Origin of the sequence: Methanolobus chelungpuianus, assembly GCF_024500045.1 — an archaeon.
Taxonomy (GTDB): Archaea; Halobacteriota; Methanosarcinia; order Methanosarcinales; family Methanosarcinaceae; genus Methanolobus; species Methanolobus chelungpuianus.
The window spans coordinates 184,166-202,492 of sequence record NZ_JTEO01000004.1 but is presented as its reverse complement, the minus strand read 5'-3'; the positions used below and the strand labels follow the sequence as shown (position 1 = coordinate 202,492).

Sequence of the window (18,327 nt, the reverse complement as noted above, 5' to 3'; positions counted from 1 at the left end):
TTAATGTACAATATTATACATTAATGATTACAAGGTGTTTGGATAATGAAGGCTTATATCAAGAAAGTAAGTGAGGGGCAGGACCTGACAATAAAAGAAGCTGAGGATGCTATCACACAGATATTGACAGAGTCCAATGACGCCCAGATCGCGGGTCTGCTCGTGGCCCTGAAAATGAAAGGAGAGACTGCAGATGAGATTGCCGGGTTTGCCCTTGGTATGAAAAAAGCAGCTAAGCTCATCTATCCGGAAGTAGAGGGAACCCTTGTTGATATTGTCGGCACGGGGGCTGACAGGCACAACACTATCAACATCTCAACAGCCTCAGCGATCATCACAGCAGCAGCCGGAGTACCAGTGGCAAAGCACGGCAACCGCTCAATTACCTCACTTTCCGGAAGTGCGGACGTCCTAAGGGAACTTGGCATACAGGTAGACAAAGCACCTGAAGAGGTGAGACAGAGCATAGAGGACATAGGCATCGGCTTCATGTTCGCTCCCGTCTTCCACCCTTCAATGAAAAGGGTTGCAGGCATCAGGCAGGAGCTGGGCAGGACAGTGTTCAACATCCTTGGCCCGCTCACGAACCCCGCCAATGCGAAGGTACAGCTCGTCGGGGTCTTTGACAGGAAGCTCTGCAAGACCCTGGCTGAGGTCCTGAGGAAAATGGGAGTGGAGAGGGCGATGGTGGTCCATGGAGACGGCATGGATGAGATATCCACGCTTGCGGAAACCTGCGTGGCCGAACTTCGGGACGGCAAGATCAGAACATATACACTGACACCGGAAGAGCTTGGCGTCAAAAGGGCAAAGGCCACAGATATTGTCGGCGGCACGCCCAAAGAGAACGCCCTCGACATCATCTATGTGCTGAAAGGAGAGAGGGGACCAAAGAGGGACATCATAGTAATTAATGCTGCTGCTGCACTTTACCTTGCAGGCCGGACTGATTCGGTAAAAGAGGCCATTCCTCTGGTCGAGGAAACTATAGACAGCGGCAAGGCGCTTGAGAAGCTAATGGAGTTCTGCGATGATAAACGCACCTATGAGGCACTAAATGAGACACATGCCAAAAGTGAAGATATGCGGTATGCAGTGTGCTGAAGACATCGACATGGCTGTCAGATGCGGGGCCGATGCAGTGGGTTTCATCACCGAGGTGCCCGTACAGACTCCCAGGAAGATAGACGCAGCTGCAGCCTCCCGGCTTATCGACCGTGTGCCTCCTTTCGTTGACTCCGTACTTGTCATAATGCCGGACAGTGCCTCACAGGCCCTGGAGCTTATCGGGCAGGTGCGCCCGGATGCTATCCAGATACATAACGACCTGGGAGCGGAGGATATCGGCATCATAAGGGACGGGCTGAAAGGCAGCAGACAGAGAGTGATCAAGACTCTCCCGGTGCCTGCAGATTCCGCCGGAGATACCAGGAACCTTCTGACACAAGTTGAAGAGCTTAGTGATGCCGGATCGGTAGACGCCATACTGCTTGACTCAGCAAGGGCCGGGATGAGCGGGGGCACAGGGCTTACCCATGACTGGTCGGTAAGCAGGGAAATCGTGGAAAATACGGATATTCCGGTAATACTTGCCGGCGGGCTGAAGCCGGAGAACGTCCGTCATGCAGTTGATGAGGTCCTGCCCTTTGCAGTGGATACTGCTTCCGGTGTTGAGACGGACGGAAAGAAGGACCCTGCAAAGGTATGCAGGTTCATAAAAGAAGCAAGGTGTACCAATGCCTGATTTTGATCTTAGTAAGGAAGAGTTCGTATCCCTTGTAAGGGGTTCGCAGAAACCCGCGATCGTGCAGCTTATGGCAAAGGTGGAGAGTGTATGTACACCACTCCAGTTATACGCGACCCTGCAGAATGCGGGTCACTCCTATCTCCTGGAATCAGTGGAGAAAGAGAAGAGGCATGCCAGGTACTCTTTTGCAGGCTTCGAGCCTGAGATAGTGGTGTCCATAAAGGATAGCTTCCTGACAATTGAATGTCAGGTAAGCTCCGAACTCTCACAATATATATACAGGAGGGTGAAGGCCATGGGACCGGCAGAGTCACTTATCGGGGGCAGGTACAGGGTAAGGATAAAGGAAGGCAGGGACGCACTGGATGCATTCCGTGACATCTTCCCCACAAGCAATGATACTGTCCTGCTGAACCGGAAGCGTTTTGACAGGCAGACATTCCTGGGAGGGGCTATCGGATACAACAGCTACGACCTTGTTTACGGTTCCTGGTTGGGAATAGATAAGAAGCCTGATGCGGACACCCCGGATATGCACTTTGCCATTATGACCAAGACCTTTGTCTTCGACCATCTGACCGGTGAAACCTACATAGTCATTACACCGTTCGTGACAGAGGAGAGCGATCTTGAGGCAGTCTACGAGCACGCCTGCGCGGATGCAAGGCTGATGGAGAGATCACTGCACATGGCAGCAGTCATTGGCATAAGTGACAGCATCCTCGGAAATGTCGATGCGGAGGAACCTGTGGCCGATACAGACCAGGAGACCTTCGAGAAGGCAGTCCTCCGGGCAAAGGAGCACATTGTTGACGGGGACATATTCCAGATAGTGCTCTCACGAAGATACACTGTCAGGATGAGCCAGACACCCCTGCAGCTGTACATCCGATTGAGGAATATCAACCCAAGCCCTTACATGTATATATTCAATTTCAGGGACATAGGCATCGTGGGTGCAAGCCCTGAAACCCTGATGACAGTCTATGACAGGAAAGTGATAACCAACCCCATAGCCGGAACCTGTCCCAGGGGCAGCACCGAGGAGGAGGACAGGATGCTTGCCTCCCGGATGCTTGATGACGGGAAGGAGCGGGCCGAACACATAATGCTGGTGGACCTCGGGCGCAACGATGTGAGGATGGTATCAAAGGGCGGCACTGTAAATGTCGATGACCTGATGAGCGTCATCAAGTACTCCCACGTGCAGCATATCGAGAGCACTGTGAGCGGGGAGATGAGGGACGAATGCGACCAGTTCGACGCCACACGGGCCATCTTCCCGGCAGGCACACTGTCAGGGGCTCCTAAGGTCCGGGCAATGGAAATCATCCACAGGCTGGAATCGACAGCCAGAGGCATCTATGGAGGTGGGGTCGGCTATTACTCCTGGAACGGGGATGCTGACTTTGCCATTGTCATAAGGACGGTGTTGATCAAGCAGAACACAGCCTATGTCCAGGCTGGTGCGGGGATAGTCGCTGACTCAGAACCCGCTTACGAGTTCCAGGAAACCGAGAGAAAGATGGCCGCCATGATAAAAGCCATAGGAGGGAAACAATGAGAGTGCTGTTTATGAACAACAGGGATTCCTTCGTCTGGAACCTTGTGGACTACGTTTCGGTCTTCGAGCCGGATACCATGGTAGTCCCCAACACGATCTCGCCTGAAGAGATAAGGGAAATGAGACCTGACGCCATTGTCATATCTCCCGGCCCGGGCACTCCCCACAAGCCTGCAGACTCCGGCAATTGCCTGGACATCATCAGGGAGTTCGGACCCAGGATACCGGTCCTTGGGGTCTGCTTCGGCCACCAGGCCATAAATGCCGCCTTCGGGGGCACCATAGAGCATGCAAAGGGCGGGCCTGTCCATGGGAAGACTTCCGACATCAGGCATCAGGACTCTAGGCTCTTTGAGGGACTGCCGGAAACCTTCAGGGGAGGAAGATATCACTCCCTGGCAATAGATGAACTGGCAAAGGGACTGAGAGTGACTGCAATAACTGCAGACGGCATCATTATGGCTGTGGAGCACAGCGAGTTCCCGGTCTATGGAGTGCAGTTCCACCCGGAGTCCATCCTTACGGAAAGCGGCATGCGTATCATCGGTAACTTTCTGAGGATAGCGGGCATGGATAAGGATTAAGCCTTTGCAGGCTTATGTGATACTATGCTTATAGGTATCACGGGAACACCCGGCACCGGGAAAACAGCAGTCACCAGTCTGCTTGAGAGCAGGACTCCGTACCGCGTTATTCACCTCAATGAACTGATCAAGGAGGAGAAACTGTACTCGGAAGTGGATACCGAGAGGGACTGTGTGGTCGCCGATATGGACCTTGTTGAGAGGCGTGTGTGGGAAATGGCGGACCCCAATAACATCACTGTGCTTGACAGCCACCTCTCTCATCATATTGCCAACAGCGCCATAGTCCTGAGAACAAAGCCTGACGTGCTCAGGGCAAGGCTGCAGAAAAGGAAGTACTCCGCCGAAAAAGTCCAGGAGAACCTTGAAGCGGAAGCCCTGGACATAATTCTCTGCGAGGCTGTGGACTGGTGCGATAATGTCTTTGAGATAGATACCACATCCCAATCCCTTGAGAGAACCTTTGATGACGTTGTAGCTATCCTTGAAGGGCTTGCCGCGGGTCAGGAAGATAAACTGGCTGCCAGATACAGGCCGGGTTCTGTGGACTGGAGCGAGGATTTTTTCGATCAGGCCTAGATGAACTTTTTTGCCCGGCCACTTCCGGGAGAGAGATCCTGCCAAAGGCTCCCGGCAGACTGTGGCCTTGCAGGAATGATGAATGTGAAAGTGCTGCCGTTACCGGGCTCACTGTCAACCCATATTCTTCCTCCGTGCATCTTCACATACTCCCTGACCAGCATAAGCCCGAGGCCTGTACCTCCATAATTACGGGATGCAGAGCCATCCACCTGAAAAAAAGGCTCGAATATACGCTCCCTCTCCTGCAGGGGAATACCGATACCGGTGTCACTCACGGAGATCCTTATGCAATCCCCCTCAGGAACAGCACTGATAGTTACTGTCCCGCCCTCGGGCGTGAACTTGATGGAGTTCTCCACAAGATTATACAGTATGCTCTTGAACTTCCCCACATCGGCAGTTATCTCGATAAGGCTGCTGTCTATGTCTGAACTAAGTTCGATCCTTTTCCTGAGTGCCATGGGATTCAGAACCGTGTACGTATGCTCAACTGCAGAACGAAGGTTCAGGCGGTCCGGCCTCATGCACATCTTGCCCGAGTCGATGCTGGATATATCCAGTATCTTATTGATCAGATGAAGTAGCTGATTGCCGCTGCGATTGATCGTGGAGATGTACTTCTTTTGCGTTTCGTTCAAACCCTCGGACAGCTCCTCAAGCAGGATATCCGAAAAACCGATCACTCCGCTCAGAGGGGTCCTGAGCTCATGGCTCATATTTGAAAGGAACTCGCTCTTGCTGCGGTTAGCATCCTCGGCAGCTATCCTTGCTATGATCATCTGTTCTTCTGCCTTCTTGCGCTTGCTTATATCAACGTATGTCCCCACTGCCCTGTGAGGCACGCCCTGCCCGTCCACCCTGAAGGACCTGCTGCGCCCGGTCACCCATACCCACTTACCGGACTTTGACCTCATACGATAATCCATTTTGAAATACTGCAGGGCTTTGAGGTGGGCCAGCAGGGACTCGAGCACCATATCCCGTTCATCGGGGTGAAGGAGGTCCGACCACGTATCGAAGGTCATGGGGAGTTCGCCGGGTTCGTAACCAAGGATGCTGTACCATTTAGGACTGAAATAGGCCTTATTGCTGTCCATATCCCAGTCCCAGAAACCATGCTCTGAGACCTCCATCGCTAACTGCAGCTGTTCCTCGCTCTCCCTGAGAGCATCCTCTGCCCGCTTACGATCCGTGATATCCCGGGCAGCTGCATAGATAAGGCCGTCCTTTAGCGAGGATTTCCATTCTATCCACCTATAAGAGCCATCAATACATCTCAAACGACTGGCAAAGCCTGATATTTCCTGACCCGCTTTCAGGGCGGAGTATACATCTGTTGCCGCATCGGTGTCTTCCTCGTGGACAAAATCCAGAAATAACCTCCCCTCCAGTTCCTCGATACTGAAACCGAGCACCCTTTCCCATGCCTTGTTAAGGCGTATAAAGAAACCGTCTGTGCTCACTATAGAGAACATGTCAAGAGCGTTATCGAAATAGTTGTTCAGCTCTTCCTTCTTCTGGGCAAGTTCCTTCTCAGCCTGGTCTCTTGACAGGCGCATCTTCTTCTTTTCAAGCGCCTCGCGTACAGCGTAAGGGAGCCGTTTTGTATGCTCCTTGATAATGTAGTCTGTAGCCCCGGCTTTCATGCAGGCCACAGCTGTCTCCTCGTTCATGGAGCCTGTAAAAACGATAAAGGGTATCGTATCATCGTGGTCCAGGGACAGCCTGAGCGCCTGCATGCCGTCAAAGGAGGGAAGTGAGTAATCCGAGATGATAATGCCGGGCCTGAAGTCATCCAGGCTCTTCAGGAATTGCTCTTTCGTTTCCACCCTTGCCGAGACAAAGATAAGCCCGTTTTTGGCCAGTTCCCTCTCCGCAAGCTCCATATCAGAGAGCATGTCCTCAACGAACAGTATGCGCAGCTGGTCTTTTTCTTCCATGATCCGTACTCTCACCTTTTACCTGGGGGCAACTGGTTCAGAAGAAGCCAGTACAGGCCTATATCCCGGACAGCCTCGACGAACTTGTCAAAATCCACCGGCTTGACGATATAACTGTTAACACCCAGGCGATAGCTCTCCACAATATCATTCTCTTCCTTGGAGGACGTAAGCATGATTATGGGAATGGTCCTTGTGGAAGGATGGTCTTTAAGCACTTTCAAAACCTCCAGTCCGTCCATTTTAGGCAACTTCAGGTCCAGGAGAACCATTTTTGGAACCTTCTCCGCATCCCTCCCGGAAAACTTGCCTCTTGCAAAGAAAAAGTCAAGAGCCTCTTCGCCATCAGATACAACCACGACATTGTTTGCTATCTTGTTCTTCTTCAGTGCCCTCAGAGCAAGCTCCGAATCATTGGGATTGTCCTCCACCAGTAATATCTCCACTTCACTTTCCATCATTGTCTGATACCTCCCTGACAGGTAATGAGAAATAGAATGTGGCACCCTCGTTTACTGCACCCTTCGCCCAGACGCTTCCACCGTGGCGGTGTACTATGCGCTGTAAAATGGCAAGTCCCACGCCTGTCCCTTCGAACTCTTTCTCTGTGTGCAGACGCTGGAAAAGACCAAAAAGCTTATGCTCATACTTAGGGTCGAATCCGACTCCCGTATCTTTTACGTAGTAAACGTTCTTTCCGTCCTCCCTGTAACCTCCCATAGATATGAAAGGCTCATCCCGGGGAAGGGTGTATTTCATGGCATTGGATATCAGATTGCTCCATACCTGCTTCATCAGGACAGGATCTGCGTAACCCTCAGGCATCGGACCTATGTCTATATTGAATCTGTCTTTTACCTCAGGCGATGCCAGCTCTCTGTAGACGGACCCCGCCATGCCGGACATATCTATGTTTGTCAGGTTCATCTCATTCCTGCTGACACGTGAAAGAGAGAGCAGGTCAGTGATAAGTTTATCCATTTTTTGCGCGTTATCCCTCACAACATTGAGCAGTCTGTTACCTTCTTCATCCAGGCGGTCAGCGTAGTCTTCCACTATTATCCTTGAAAAGCCGTCGATGGCACGGAGAGGTGACCGCAGGTCGTGGGATACGGAATATGCAAAGGCTTCAAGCTCCTTGTTAGCTGCCTCGAGCTGTGCTGTCCGTTGTTTTACTCTCTCCTCCAGGTCACAGCTATGGCGTCTTATCTGTTCATTGAGGCGGGCCTGCTGAATGGCAATCACAAGCTGATTAGCGACCTCCTGGACTATCTCCAGGTGCTCATCCTTGAAAAAACCAGACTCGGAAGACAAAAGACCAAGGGCGCCGATGAGTTCCCCCTCAAGCAAAAGCGGGGCACTGATAGCCATAAGGAAGGTTCCCGGGGAGATGCTACCCGAGGCGGGAGAGAACAAGCTTTCAAACTCCGAGATCTCATGAAAGGACAGTACATACCCCGAATGCAGCTCGCTCAATTGCCTGTGTGCCTGGACGATAAATCGGGCTTCTTCAGAGAAGGTAGTGCCCGCATCACCGTTGCTTGCAAATACATAGGCTTCTGAAACATCCTTTTCGAACAGCATTAAGTGTACATTGGAACAACCGATCATATGGCGCAGACATTGCAGTACGGTACTTGCGATCTCTTCCGGGGAATGAGCACTGATTATCCCAGTATCTATCCGGTGCAGGATGCTCAGGCGCTGGTTGTAGGTCTTTAAAGTCTCAGCTGCCTGCTTTCTGTCAGTGATATCAAGAGAGATACCACCCAGATATGGCAATCTTTGCTTCCTGTTGATGGCGAACTTATAGGTAAGGAATGTCTCAGTACCGTCATCTCCCTGCAGTTGTTCCTCAGTAACAAGAGTATCCCTGTTTTGTAATACCAACCGGTCATTCAGGGAAAAATGCCTTGCCGTATCTGCAGGGAATACACCTTCATTGGATTTATCCACAAGGTCCTCACACCTCGACCCAAGCCTTTCCTCCAGCTTCCTGTTACAGAACAAGTGCCTTCCGGTTTCGTCTTTTATATATGCATATCCAGGGAAGTTATCCATGAAAAGTTTAAATCGCTCCTCACTCTCCTCAAGCGATTCCTTGGCAGCCCTCCGCTCGGTTATGTCAGTAATGACCGCAATGGCGTACTTCAGGGAGCCATCTTCTTTTCTGACAACACTCATGTAAAGATGTATCCATACCTGCTGCCCGTCTTTACGCACGTACTGTTTTTCAATATCGTACGATCCGGGATTTCCTTCAAGCAGCTGGCCCATACCCTCATTCCCAGCATCAGGTCCTGCTGTCAGGAACATTTTCCGCATATCCTTTCCTGCCAGTTCTTCCGCTGAGGAACCAACTATCCTGCAAAAGCAGGCATTCACTTTACGGATAATGAAGTCTGGGCCAACCTGGGCCATTCCTACCGCCGATTGTTCAAAAACCGTCTTGAAAAGTTCCTCGCTTTCAACAAGTGACTCCTGGGACTTTTTCCTGTCTATCTGATAGTTCAGCATGTTTCCCAGAAGGACAGTTACCAGGGGATAGATAAGCAAAACAGGAAGGAAGATCTTACCGAGGGTGTTCATTACAAGCTCAGGAGGCAACAGGAAAGTGCACAGGAGCATTATGGCATGGACAGTGAACCCAAAAATGTAAAGATCAAGTTTTCCGAATGCCCTTTTCAGCTTCTCACGGCGGCTGTTCCAGAACAATCCCAGCAGAGAAGACGTGGTTATGACGGAAACGCCCATCCAGACGCCAGCCCCTCCCTGATATAGCCGGAAGATAGCTGCAACTGACATGGCTATGAGCGTCGGGGCAAGACCAAAGAACAGCCCCGTGATGCCCAGCAGGATCGAACGTGTGTCAAAGAATATACCCGGGGACAATTCCCAGGGATTCAGCATGAGTGCAATACATATAAGGCTGATGACGATTCCCGCTAGGACCTTTTTCAGGCCCGTGCTGACATTCACGCTTAAAAAGGTCGCTTCATACACTACCCAGAGAGCAAGAAGCAATGCTGCATTACTGATTATGCCGGCTAACGGTTCATAGTTCACAGGAACCACCCTTTGCATCCTGATGATCCACGGGGAATGCGTACATTTTTCATTTACTCCTTTTTCCGGCCTTATCCTGCAGGAATCGTGCAAGAGCTGACTGTACCTGCTCCCTCCCGGCATCAGGCGTCAGTCAGGAATAATGCAATAGTACGGCATCAGACATAATAAATTAATATAGGCTTTATAGATAATATGTGTCAATGCATATAAAATTTGACACCATACGATCCGGACTGTTTCTTATGCTGACAGGAGGAGTGCTGTTCAACAATCAGTACACAGCCGCAGGAGAACTACATCTCTTCCTGAAGCAGGGCTTTGGTCAAAGCCATGGACAGCATGCTGTTAATGAACTTCTCGGCCTCTTCCCTGGTATCCACCATGCGCACAGCCACCTTGCCATCGCTGTAGAATGTGATCTCCCTGTACCCGCTCTTTGCCATGACGACGCCGAGCCCTTCGCTGTAGCGCCCGGGGAGGTATTTAGCCAGCAGGGGAAGATCCGGACGCTGGTCCAGCTGAGCTATTATCCTGAGCTTCCATGGGTCTGCTATACATGGCAGCACCTGTTCGATGGATACGACATGCATGATCGGCACCAGATATTTCAAAATGCATTGAAATGATATCGGATATATTTTTTGGTGAGGAGCCCCAATCACGCAGCAGCCATATTGCCGCAAGCAAAAACTAAATAAAGCAACCCGCAGACATTAGATTACAGCATGAGTCACATCATGGGAGCGCCGAGGTGACAGAGTGGCCAATGTGACCGCCTGCAGAGCGGTTTTCCGGGAGTTCGAATCTTCCCCTCGGCATGTACCACACTTCACGTTTTGCAGGGTCTTTTGATACCAATGAGGCTTTACTGATGGCATTGAGAGTCTATAACACACTGACCAGGGAGATGGAAGAGTTTATCCCCATCCACGGAAAGAAAGTGAATATGTATGTATGCGGCCCTACCGTGTACGACCACTGCCACCTGGGTCATGCCAGGAGTTACATATCCTTTGATGTGATCAGGCGATACCTTTGCTATCGTGGCTACGATGTGAACTACATATCCAATGTGACGGATGTCGATGACAAGATACTGGACAGGGCACGGGAAACGGGACAGGATCCCTTCGAACTGTCCGCCAGGTTCACCAGGTCCTTTATCGAGGATATGGGAAGCCTCAATGTAAAAGCGCCTGACAGGCAACCTACGGTTACCGGCCATATAACCGAGATCATAGATGCCATCAAGTTACTGCTACTCAAGGGTTTTGCCTATGCGACACCAGAAGGTAATGTCTATTACGACCTCACAAGCTCCATGGACAAGATAGGTATACTGAGCCACCAGACAGTGGAAGGCCTGATGGAGGGCTCGGGTGCCCGCATCGATGTGGAAGAGGACAAGAAATACCTCCTTGATTTCGTGCTCTGGAAGTCATCCTCCGCAAACGAGCCGGGATGGGACAGCCCCTGGGGGAGGGGAAGGCCGGGATGGCACATTGAATGCACTGCCATGTCCATGAAGTACGGCTCGCAGCAGCTTGATATCCATGGAGGCGGGGCGGACCTTATATTCCCGCACCACGAGGCCGAGATACACCAGTCAGAAGGCTGCACGGGCAAACAGCCATTCAGTAAGTACTGGCTGCATAATGGCTTCCTGACCATCGACAAGGAGAAGATGTCCAAGTCGCTTGGTAATTTTTTCACAATAAAGCAGGTACTTGAGGAGTTTCCACCGGAAGTCATCAGGTTCTTTATACTCAATACCCATTACCGCAATACTATCGATTACAGCAGGTTGCACCTTGAAGAGGCAGGAAGGGCCTATGAAAGGATAGCCAACACAATAATCAATGTGAGATATGCCATGGACAGCGCGCCTGAGCAGGGAGGGGTGGACCCTGGTCTGTACGGCGAGATCCATGAAGCCAGGGAAGCCTTCATTCGATCAATGGACGAGGACTTCAATACGAGGGAAGCGCTGGCAAATCTCTTTGTCTTCTCCCGCAAGGTCAATGCCAGCATGTCCGGTAACAGTCCTGACAAAGCATCCCTGCAAGCTGTCCTTGATCTCTTCTCAGAGATGGACGATGTGCTGGGTGTTTTCGGGAAAGATATCAGTGGCACGCAGGAGAGAGCAGCCGAAGGACTTTCCGATGGGCAGATAGATTCCCTGATACAGCAGCGTGAGGAGGCCCGGAGATCCAGGGACTGGAAAATGGCCGATGCCATCAGGGACGAGCTAAAGGATAAGGGCATCGTAATCGAGGACGGGAAGGAAGGCGTTAGGTGGAGGCGGACACCAGCCTGAAAAGAGAATCCGCAGTTTCCGGTCCGGCCCTGAAAAACCGGCTGTATTCACTTGCCTGGATCCGCTAGGTTCTTATCCCGGAACAATGCGTTGATCTTGTTCACAGCATCTCCCGCATTCTCGGCATAGATATCGGCCCCGATCCTTCTTGCCCATTCCAGGGTCACAGGTGCACCGCCTACCATGGTCTTAAGGCTTGCACGCAGGCCTGCCTCTTTGAGCTGTTCTTCTACCTGTATCTGATTGATCATCGTGATGCTCATCAGTGCCGAGGAAGCTACTATATCCGCCTTAACCTCCCTCGCTTTCTCTACATAGGATATTATAGGGACATCCCTGCCAAGATCGAATACCTGGTAACCTGAGATCCTGAGCATGGTTGCCACAATATCCTTTCCGATGGAGTGGATATCGCCTTCAATGGTACCGATAACGATGGTGCCTTTGGAGCTGGTCCGGGCACTGGTCTTCTCAAGTTCAGGCGTAAGTGTCTTAATAGCGCTCTGCATCGCTTCGGATGCTGCGATAACATGGGGCAGGAATATCTTACCCTTTGCAAACAGTTCACCGATCTCATTCATTGCCGCAGTGTAGCCGTCCTCTATGAGCTCGGCAGGACTGATCCCGGCATCCAGGGCTTCCTCAGCGACTTCTGTTGCCGCCCTGTCATCAAACTCCATGATCGCTTTTTTTGCTCTCTCAAGGATCTCTTGCTTTTTTTCCTGGATCCGCAACCCCCCGGTAAAAGTGGGACATAAAACAATGAATAGATTATCACTAAGATGGGCTATATATCATAAACGGAGTGCAATATGGCTATTGCGTGCGAATATACAAAAGATAAGACAATATGCATCTATGCTTATAATAATATAATGCAGTTATTGCAGCAGGATCATGGCCTTATCGTTAGTTATATGTACATATGTACAAATATACATAGATAATGATCGAAGATAAAGCCAGCTTCTTTAAGGCTCTGGGCGACAGGACAAGACTGACTATCGTGGGATGCTTACTGAAGCAGGACCACTGTGCCTGTGATTTCTCTGCTATCGCAGGAAAGGACCAGACCACGATATCGCGTCACCTGAGGATACTTACGGAGGCAGGCATCCTGCGATATGAGAAGGATGGCAGATATGTGATCTACAGCATAAAGGATGATATGATGAAGGAAATACTGGAGAAATGCGGAGTGGAGAAGGTGGACTCATGCTGCCCTGGCAGCGTGATGGATGCAGACACCAGGAAGGGTGCTGTCAGGAAGAACTATGGCCAGATCGCCCTGGGCATGGTTCAGGGATGCGGCTGTTGCGGCGATCTCAGCGGGGAGGAGATAGCAGGTTCCATCGGATATTCAAGCGATGACATCAGTTCGTTCCCGGATGCAAACCTCGGCCTCGGGTGCGGCAATCCCACTGCGCTCGGGCAGATACATGAGGGCGAGCTTGTACTCGACCTGGGCTCAGGCGCCGGTTTTGACAGCTTCCTGGCTGCAAGGAAAGTCGGAAAGACCGGAAAGGTCATCGGCGTGGATATGACAGCAGAGATGCTTGCAAAAGCCAGGGAGAACGCTGAGAGATACGGGTTCGGGAATGTGGAGTTCAGGCAGGGGGACATAGAGAAGCTGCCGGTTGAAACCGGCTCGGTGGACGTGGTCATGAGCAATTGTGTCATTAACCTTGCTCCCGATAAGTCAAGGGTCTTCAGGGAAGCATACCGGGTGCTGAAAGACAACGGAAGGATGTACCTGTCGGATATCGTTCTCCTGAAGGATCTGACACCCGAAGAGAAGATTGACGAGAAGCTCATATGTGCCTGCGTGGGCGGAGCCCTGCTGAAAGACGAGTATCTCAGGATCATACGGGAAGCAGGCTTCACTATCAGGATAATCGATGAGGATAAGGACATAAGTAAAAGGCAGTACTCTGGATATGCGCTTGAGAGCCTGAAGCTGGAGCTGCGAAAGAAATAAGCAGCCACGCACCAAAACCGTATCAAGTAGAGGCATTCATGACAAACGATTGTTGCAGCCCCGGGAAGGGAATACCGCTTAAACATATCCCGCTAACACCAGACTGTTGCGGCGGGGTAGGACAGGATACTTCGAGGGAGAGTGCCCCGTGTCCCCTCTGCAGGAAAAAAGGAAGGCATGTTGAGAATACCACAGTGAGACACCTGCTCAGAAAGGAAATGGAAGAGAAGGCAGGCCAGGAAGATTATTATTTGTGCATGGATGAAAAGTGCGACATAGCCTACTATAATGACAGGACGGGCACTACCTTTAGGAAAAAGGATATTATTGTACCTTTGTGGTTCAAGGAGGATGCCGACCCCAGGTATGCTTGTTACTGCAGCAGGATAACGCAGGAAGAGGTCATACGTGCTGTGAGGGAGCAGAAGATTACGGATATGAATGCCATCAGGAAATATTATGATCCGGAGGCTGCCAGCCAGTGTAAAATAAAGAACCCTGCTGGTAGGTGCTGTAGCCCTGTCTTCGGTGAGACAATTAAGAAAGCAAAGGGCTTTAAGGAACACTGACCACTTGCCTTATCCCGTTGGACCCGTCATGGGTGTCAATGGGCTTCCCGGATGAAACTCAATCGATATCGGTCCTGGAGACCTGCCTGAGCCTCTCAACGCCATCGATGTCCTCGATGATATCAATCACGGCAGGAGGTACCAGATGCTTCCAGTCCTCACCGGCAATAATCCTTCTGCGGATCTCCCTTCCGGAATAGCCGTCCCTGTGGTACATTGGCGGCTGGTGCACTTCTATCCCGGCCTCCTCGAACAGCCTGATGACCAGGGGATTGTTGGAATATACCATGTCAAAAGGAGGGGTCATGGAAACGATATGCGACACCCATACAGCGTTCCTCTGGAGATCCTCTATCGGAATTGCATAATGGGTGATATCGGTGTCCCTGAGAGCATGCCGGATCATCATCACTCGCTCACCGGCAGTAAAAGGGTTCGTTGCCTCATGGCTCTTCTGTGCACTACCTATCCCTATGACCAGCTCATCCACATCCCGGGCTATGCTGGTAATGACGGAATAATGCCCGAGATGAAATGGTTGAAAGCGTCCTATATAGAACGCTCTTCTCATCTGCATTTAACAACCATCAGTGAAAGCCACACTCATCGAATGTGAACTCTTCACATACTTCAAGGTAGTGTTTCTTGTTGTTGTCGTGCTTCATCTGGGCAAGTTTCTTGACCATGTCCAGTCCCGGCTTCGGGTCTTCCATGATCTCAACTTTATCCTTCACGAGGTCGAAGATCTTCCTTCCTTCCTCCGTGCGTATGAACACACTGTTCCATCCTTCAGGAGCTCCAACAGAACCCAGCGAGATATCGGCAAACACTGAGGTATAGTCACAGCAGTGGTGACAGGGGTTCCTTGCATAATGGGCAACATCCGCGATCTTCACACTGTGCTCCTGACCGTCCTTCGTGTAGTTCCAGAACTTCCCCTTATTGAAGTTCATCTTGACCACATCTTCGAGCTTAAGCCCCATTACTTCAGGGATTATCTTCTCGGTCATCACATCATGGTGGAAGCTTTCCATGCACAGCAGGCCTATAATAACAACGATCTTGTCGCTTGCGTTCTCAAAGATAAGACGCGCTCCATGTGCCTGGCAGGGGACGCCGATCACACCGATCTTGTCATACTTCTCAAAGGGCTCCCTGAGAGCTGAAAGAACTGAATCATAAGTATACTTGGTACCTGTGGTCTGGTCAACATCCTCAGGCTTGGTCATAAGTATAAGTTCAGTACCCCATTGATCATCCCTGGCGATACCTACAATACAATCCACAGTGCCGGTCTCGAGCAAAGTCTTTGCCAGTATTGAAGTGACACCACCGTCCTGGCCTTTGATAGCACTCTTTGCTGCAAAGAACTCTTTCACATTTGCAAATTCGTCTTCCACATATCCGTCAATTACAGGGCAGAGCCTTGCGCATGTAAGACATCCCTCACATACATTGGGTGCTGCTCCTTTGACGTACAACTCTAAATTATCAGGGTCACGGATCTCTGCACGCTTGTTCATGACAATAGCGCCGGCAGGGCATGTTGAAACACATGCCCCGCAAGCTGTGCAGACGTCGTGTTCAATGACCTCTAATATCTTGGGATGGGCCATTAATTGCCTCCGACGTGTTTTATTTGTTTACTTTTGTCCGATTATTTCTTTACCGATGAGCTTGATGGCCTTCTCCTTGTCAGGTCCGATCGGGGATCCTGCAACGATCTGGGTCACACCGATGTCAAGCAGGTCATTGATCCTTGCCTTGCAGTCTGCCGGGGTTCCGCAGATGGAGAATGCGTCGATCATCTCATTAGTTACCATGCCGCCCATGAGTGCACCGAAGTCACCCTTTGCGATTGCGCCGCCGATGTCAGCCTTTGCTGCGACATCGATGCCATGGCGCTCAAGGACCATGTCAGGTGAGCCTGCAACAATGAATGCCACAACGACCTTTGCAGCGTTGACTGCCTTCTCAGGTTTCTCATCGATGGAGAAGCATGCGTATGCTGCAACGTCAACCGCCTTGGGGTCGCGTCCTGCCTTCTTTGCGCCTGCAGCGATCTGCTGAACAGCAACCTCGAAGTCCTTGGGGTGGGATGCGTTGATCAGTACACCGTCAGCAACCTCTCCGGCAAGCTCGAGCATCTTCGGGCCCTGTGCACCCATATAGATAGGTACGTTGCCTGCCTTGAATGCCATCTTTGCACCGCTGATCTTGACCATTTCGCCGGCCAGGTTGACCTTTTTGCCGGTGAAGAATGCACGGAGTGCCTCAATGCTCTCCTTTGTCATGGTCAGTGGCTTGTCCCATGAGATACCCATTGCATCAAAAGTTGCCTTGTCTCCCGGACCAAGGCCCAGGATCGCACGACCTCCGGAGATCTCGTTGATGGAAGCAATGCTTGAAGCTGTCACAGCGATGTTCCTGGTGTACGGATTTGTCACACCGGTACCCAGCTTGATGCTGTTGGTGTTCATGGCAAGAACAGCTAAGGTGGAGTACACATCACGGTTGTTGTAGTGGTCAGTGATCCATACGTTATCGAATCCCTGTGTTTCAGCAAGCTTTGCATAGTGAGCGATCTTGAGAACCGGGTCGCTTGGTACAAACTCTATTCCAAATGTCATTTGAATCCTCCTGTAAAAGTGTTGTTATTCAGGTGGCTATACATATTTAAAACTTTGTTGGTTAGGTTCGCCATCAGAAAAGGGAGTTACATAGAACAGGGAACAATTGTAGGGCAACAGCACATTGATTTTCTGTAAGTCCTTGTATCAGGTCCTGATGGAATTATCCACTAACATATATAAAAACCCGCACTCCACTATGGATACAGCAGTGAAAGACGCGGTCACCGATACAGATATATTACAGAAGTTTCAGATGATTCCTTGACAAAACAATAACTAACATCTATGGGGAGGTGGAAGTTCAGTACTTGGTAGCATCACGGACACATAGTGGCATTCAGGCCTCACTAACGGACCTGTTCTTGAAAATGTAAATCTCTGGTATTAACAGATATATCAAAAAGAAGTGATCAGCATGAAATGTTATGAATGCTCAAAAAATGACAAAAACACTGATACTGTAGCTATCTGTATAGTCTGCGGAAGAGGAGTATGTAAACAACACCTGGTAAGGGAAGACACTCCCGTATGGGAAGGGGAATACAGCATCAGGTTAAAATGCGGCATGGGAGTCGAATGCAAATACGAGGATGTGCAGCATATAAAGAAAATACTGTGCATACCCTGCCATGAGGCCCTGAAGGAAAACTACTAGGTGATATCATGATGAAATGCTATGATTGCATGGAAACAGGAAAGGACACTGAATCTGCATGTGTGTGTATCGTATGCGGCAAAGGACTATGTATGGACCATGCCAGGGAATTTGAGCTGCCGGTGTCAGTGGGAAAGCCGCCTCATGTGGAAAGGCTTCCAAAGGGACTGCCCCGGTTAATGTGCAGCTACTGCCTGGATCATACCATCGAGGACGGATTCGACTGAACGTTCATTCTCAAACAAGGAGTTGGAAGATATGTGTGGAAACGCAAAGAGATACGAAGATGAGAAAGGGAATAAGGACAGAATAATAAACGGGGAGAAAACAAGGCACGAAGGACTGCTCGGAGACATGTCCGAGAAACTTGGGTTCACACCATATATACTGGAGACCCTTGACGAGCTGGAACCGGAGTTCCTCCACAAGTACAATATGTGCAACAGCAAGCTTCTCAAGGACGGTGTGCTTCCTGCAAAGACAAAGATCCTGATGGCACTGGCCGTAGTAGCCTCAAAGCAATGTGAGACCTGCGTTGTTGCTCAGATGAAGAGCGCCCTCAATCACGGAGCGACAAAAGAGGAGATCATGGAAGTGATGGATGTGATCTTCATCACCTCCGGAGCACCTGCTGTTGCAGCCTGCAGGCATGCACTGAGAATGCTTAAATAAGGATCAGGAGGACCCCT

19 protein-coding genes and 1 tRNA gene are annotated in these 18,327 nt (G+C 50.6%); 12 read left to right on the top strand and 8 right to left on the bottom strand.

What is annotated here, in order from left to right:
• Positions 1-45: 45 nt before the first annotated feature.
• From trpD to PV02_RS05425, 5 genes are read left to right on the top strand one after another with little or no spacing between them, the layout of a single operon-like run.
• Entirely contained in the window at positions 46-1,104 is a 1,059-nt protein-coding gene (gene trpD / locus PV02_RS05445; RefSeq protein WP_256622369.1) for an anthranilate phosphoribosyltransferase, read from the top strand.
• A complete protein-coding gene (locus PV02_RS05440) occupies positions 1,067-1,744 on the top strand; it encodes a phosphoribosylanthranilate isomerase (RefSeq protein ID WP_342765629.1) in 678 nt (225 codons plus the stop codon). Before trpD ends, PV02_RS05440 begins: the two co-directional genes overlap by 38 nt.
• On the top strand, positions 1,737-3,311 hold the full coding sequence (trpE, locus tag PV02_RS05435) for an anthranilate synthase component I (protein ID WP_256622367.1): 1,575 nt from the start codon (positions 1,737-1,739) through the stop codon (positions 3,309-3,311). The genes PV02_RS05440 and trpE overlap by 8 nt, the downstream gene beginning before the upstream one ends.
• A complete protein-coding gene (locus PV02_RS05430) occupies positions 3,308-3,895 on the top strand; it encodes an anthranilate synthase component II (RefSeq protein ID WP_256622366.1) in 588 nt (195 codons plus the stop codon). Before trpE ends, PV02_RS05430 begins: the two co-directional genes overlap by 4 nt.
• Before the next feature lie 24 nt (positions 3,896-3,919).
• Complete coding sequence (locus PV02_RS05425) at positions 3,920-4,474, top strand: adenylate kinase family protein (protein WP_256622365.1); 555 nt, start codon at positions 3,920-3,922, stop codon at positions 4,472-4,474.
• Here the strand turns inward: PV02_RS05425 and PV02_RS05420 are convergent.
• From PV02_RS05420 to PV02_RS05405, 4 genes are all read right to left on the bottom strand, one after another.
• Complete coding sequence (locus PV02_RS05420; RefSeq protein WP_256622364.1) at positions 4,471-6,417, bottom strand: PAS domain-containing protein; 1,947 nt, start codon at positions 6,415-6,417, stop codon at positions 4,471-4,473. The two genes, PV02_RS05425 and PV02_RS05420, sit on opposite strands and share 4 nt — an antisense overlap.
• Positions 6,418-6,428: 11 nt before the next feature.
• Entirely contained in the window at positions 6,429-6,878 is a 450-nt protein-coding gene (locus tag PV02_RS05415; protein WP_256622363.1) for a response regulator, read from the bottom strand.
• On the bottom strand, positions 6,865-9,483 hold the full coding sequence (locus tag PV02_RS05410; protein WP_256622362.1) for a PAS domain S-box protein: 2,619 nt from the start codon (positions 9,481-9,483) through the stop codon (positions 6,865-6,867). The genes PV02_RS05415 and PV02_RS05410 overlap by 14 nt, the downstream gene beginning before the upstream one ends.
• Positions 9,484-9,779: 296 nt before the next feature.
• Positions 9,780-10,097 carry a hypothetical protein gene (locus PV02_RS05405; protein WP_256622361.1) on the bottom strand — a complete coding sequence of 106 codons (318 nt, stop codon included), beginning with the start codon at positions 10,095-10,097 and terminating at the stop codon, positions 9,780-9,782.
• A gap of 134 nt (positions 10,098-10,231) precedes the next feature.
• Here PV02_RS05405 and PV02_RS05400 point away from each other — a divergent pair.
• Together PV02_RS05400 and cysS are read left to right on the top strand one after the other, a co-directional pair.
• A tRNA-Cys gene (locus PV02_RS05400) sits at positions 10,232-10,304 on the top strand.
• A gap of 53 nt (positions 10,305-10,357) precedes the next feature.
• Positions 10,358-11,803: a cysteine--tRNA ligase gene (gene cysS / locus PV02_RS05395; RefSeq protein ID WP_256622360.1), complete on the top strand. Its 1,446-nt coding sequence runs from the start codon at positions 10,358-10,360 to the stop codon at positions 11,801-11,803.
• A gap of 47 nt (positions 11,804-11,850) precedes the next feature.
• On the opposite strand, the gene PV02_RS05390 is transcribed toward cysS, so the two are convergent.
• Positions 11,851-12,537 carry a cobalamin B12-binding domain-containing protein gene (locus PV02_RS05390; RefSeq protein ID WP_256622359.1) on the bottom strand — a complete coding sequence of 229 codons (687 nt, stop codon included), beginning with the start codon at positions 12,535-12,537 and terminating at the stop codon, positions 11,851-11,853.
• A gap of 212 nt (positions 12,538-12,749) precedes the next feature.
• Between PV02_RS05390 and arsM the strand changes: the two genes are divergently transcribed.
• Both arsM and PV02_RS05375 read left to right on the top strand, forming a co-directional pair.
• Positions 12,750-13,781: an arsenite methyltransferase gene (gene arsM, locus PV02_RS05380; RefSeq protein WP_305891139.1), complete on the top strand. Its 1,032-nt coding sequence runs from the start codon at positions 12,750-12,752 to the stop codon at positions 13,779-13,781.
• A gap of 38 nt (positions 13,782-13,819) precedes the next feature.
• Positions 13,820-14,350 (top strand): (2Fe-2S)-binding protein, encoded by a 531-nt coding sequence (locus PV02_RS05375; protein ID WP_256622358.1) that lies wholly within the window; start codon positions 13,820-13,822, stop codon positions 14,348-14,350.
• 58 nt (positions 14,351-14,408) lie between these two features.
• On the opposite strand, the gene PV02_RS05370 is transcribed toward PV02_RS05375, so the two are convergent.
• The 3 genes from PV02_RS05370 to mer are packed head-to-tail and all read right to left on the bottom strand — an operon-like array spanning position 14,409 to position 16,980.
• A complete protein-coding gene (locus tag PV02_RS05370) occupies positions 14,409-14,927 on the bottom strand; it encodes a nicotinamide-nucleotide adenylyltransferase (protein ID WP_256622357.1) in 519 nt (172 codons plus the stop codon).
• 10 nt (positions 14,928-14,937) lie between these two features.
• The gene (fpoF, locus tag PV02_RS05365; RefSeq protein ID WP_256622356.1) at positions 14,938-15,966 is read right to left on the bottom strand and encodes a F420H2 dehydrogenase subunit FpoF; all 1,029 of its coding nucleotides are present in this window, start codon (positions 15,964-15,966) and stop codon (positions 14,938-14,940) included.
• 27 nt (positions 15,967-15,993) lie between these two features.
• Positions 15,994-16,980, bottom strand: a complete 987-nt coding sequence (mer, locus tag PV02_RS05360; RefSeq protein WP_256622355.1) for a 5,10-methylenetetrahydromethanopterin reductase — start codon at positions 16,978-16,980, stop codon at positions 15,994-15,996.
• A 418-nt stretch (positions 16,981-17,398) separates the two neighbouring features.
• Between mer and PV02_RS05355 the strand changes: the two genes are divergently transcribed.
• The 3 genes from PV02_RS05355 to PV02_RS05345 all read left to right on the top strand — a co-directional run bounded on the left by PV02_RS05355 (position 17,399) and on the right by PV02_RS05345 (position 18,310).
• The gene (locus PV02_RS05355; RefSeq protein ID WP_256622354.1) at positions 17,399-17,638 is read left to right on the top strand and encodes a DUF2180 family protein; all 240 of its coding nucleotides are present in this window, start codon (positions 17,399-17,401) and stop codon (positions 17,636-17,638) included.
• Positions 17,639-17,646: 8 nt separating this feature from the next.
• The gene (locus tag PV02_RS05350; protein WP_256622353.1) at positions 17,647-17,865 is read left to right on the top strand and encodes a DUF2180 family protein; all 219 of its coding nucleotides are present in this window, start codon (positions 17,647-17,649) and stop codon (positions 17,863-17,865) included.
• Between the two features lie 127 nt (positions 17,866-17,992).
• Positions 17,993-18,310: a carboxymuconolactone decarboxylase family protein gene (locus PV02_RS05345; RefSeq protein ID WP_256623059.1), complete on the top strand. Its 318-nt coding sequence runs from the start codon at positions 17,993-17,995 to the stop codon at positions 18,308-18,310.
• The last annotated feature ends 17 nt before the right edge of the window (positions 18,311-18,327 follow it).

Bases quoted from the DNA above. Each gene is read 5' to 3' on its own strand.
- trpD (WP_256622369.1), top strand. From the start codon at position 46: ATGAAGGCTTATATCAAGAAAGTAAGTGAGGGGCAGGACCTGACAATA.
- PV02_RS05440 (WP_342765629.1), top strand. From the start codon at position 1,067: ATGCCAAAAGTGAAGATATGCGGTATGCAGTGTGCTGAAGACATCGAC.
- trpE (WP_256622367.1), top strand. From the start codon at position 1,737: ATGCCTGATTTTGATCTTAGTAAGGAAGAGTTCGTATCCCTTGTAAGG.
- PV02_RS05430 (WP_256622366.1), top strand. From the start codon at position 3,308: ATGAGAGTGCTGTTTATGAACAACAGGGATTCCTTCGTCTGGAACCTT.
- PV02_RS05425 (WP_256622365.1), top strand. From the start codon at position 3,920: ATGCTTATAGGTATCACGGGAACACCCGGCACCGGGAAAACAGCAGTC.
- PV02_RS05420 (WP_256622364.1), bottom strand. From the start codon at position 6,417: ATGGAAGAAAAAGACCAGCTGCGCATACTGTTCGTTGAGGACATGCTC.
- PV02_RS05415 (WP_256622363.1), bottom strand. From the start codon at position 6,878: ATGATGGAAAGTGAAGTGGAGATATTACTGGTGGAGGACAATCCCAAT.
- cysS (WP_256622360.1), top strand. From the start codon at position 10,358: ATGGCATTGAGAGTCTATAACACACTGACCAGGGAGATGGAAGAGTTT.
- arsM (WP_305891139.1), top strand. From the start codon at position 12,750: ATGATCGAAGATAAAGCCAGCTTCTTTAAGGCTCTGGGCGACAGGACA.
- PV02_RS05375 (WP_256622358.1), top strand. From the start codon at position 13,820: ATGACAAACGATTGTTGCAGCCCCGGGAAGGGAATACCGCTTAAACAT.
- PV02_RS05370 (WP_256622357.1), bottom strand. From the start codon at position 14,927: ATGCAGATGAGAAGAGCGTTCTATATAGGACGCTTTCAACCATTTCAT.
- fpoF (WP_256622356.1), bottom strand. From the start codon at position 15,966: ATGGCCCATCCCAAGATATTAGAGGTCATTGAACACGACGTCTGCACA.
- mer (WP_256622355.1), bottom strand. From the start codon at position 16,980: ATGACATTTGGAATAGAGTTTGTACCAAGCGACCCGGTTCTCAAGATC.
- PV02_RS05355 (WP_256622354.1), top strand. From the start codon at position 17,399: ATGAAATGTTATGAATGCTCAAAAAATGACAAAAACACTGATACTGTA.
- PV02_RS05350 (WP_256622353.1), top strand. From the start codon at position 17,647: ATGATGAAATGCTATGATTGCATGGAAACAGGAAAGGACACTGAATCT.
- PV02_RS05345 (WP_256623059.1), top strand. From the start codon at position 17,993: ATGTCCGAGAAACTTGGGTTCACACCATATATACTGGAGACCCTTGAC.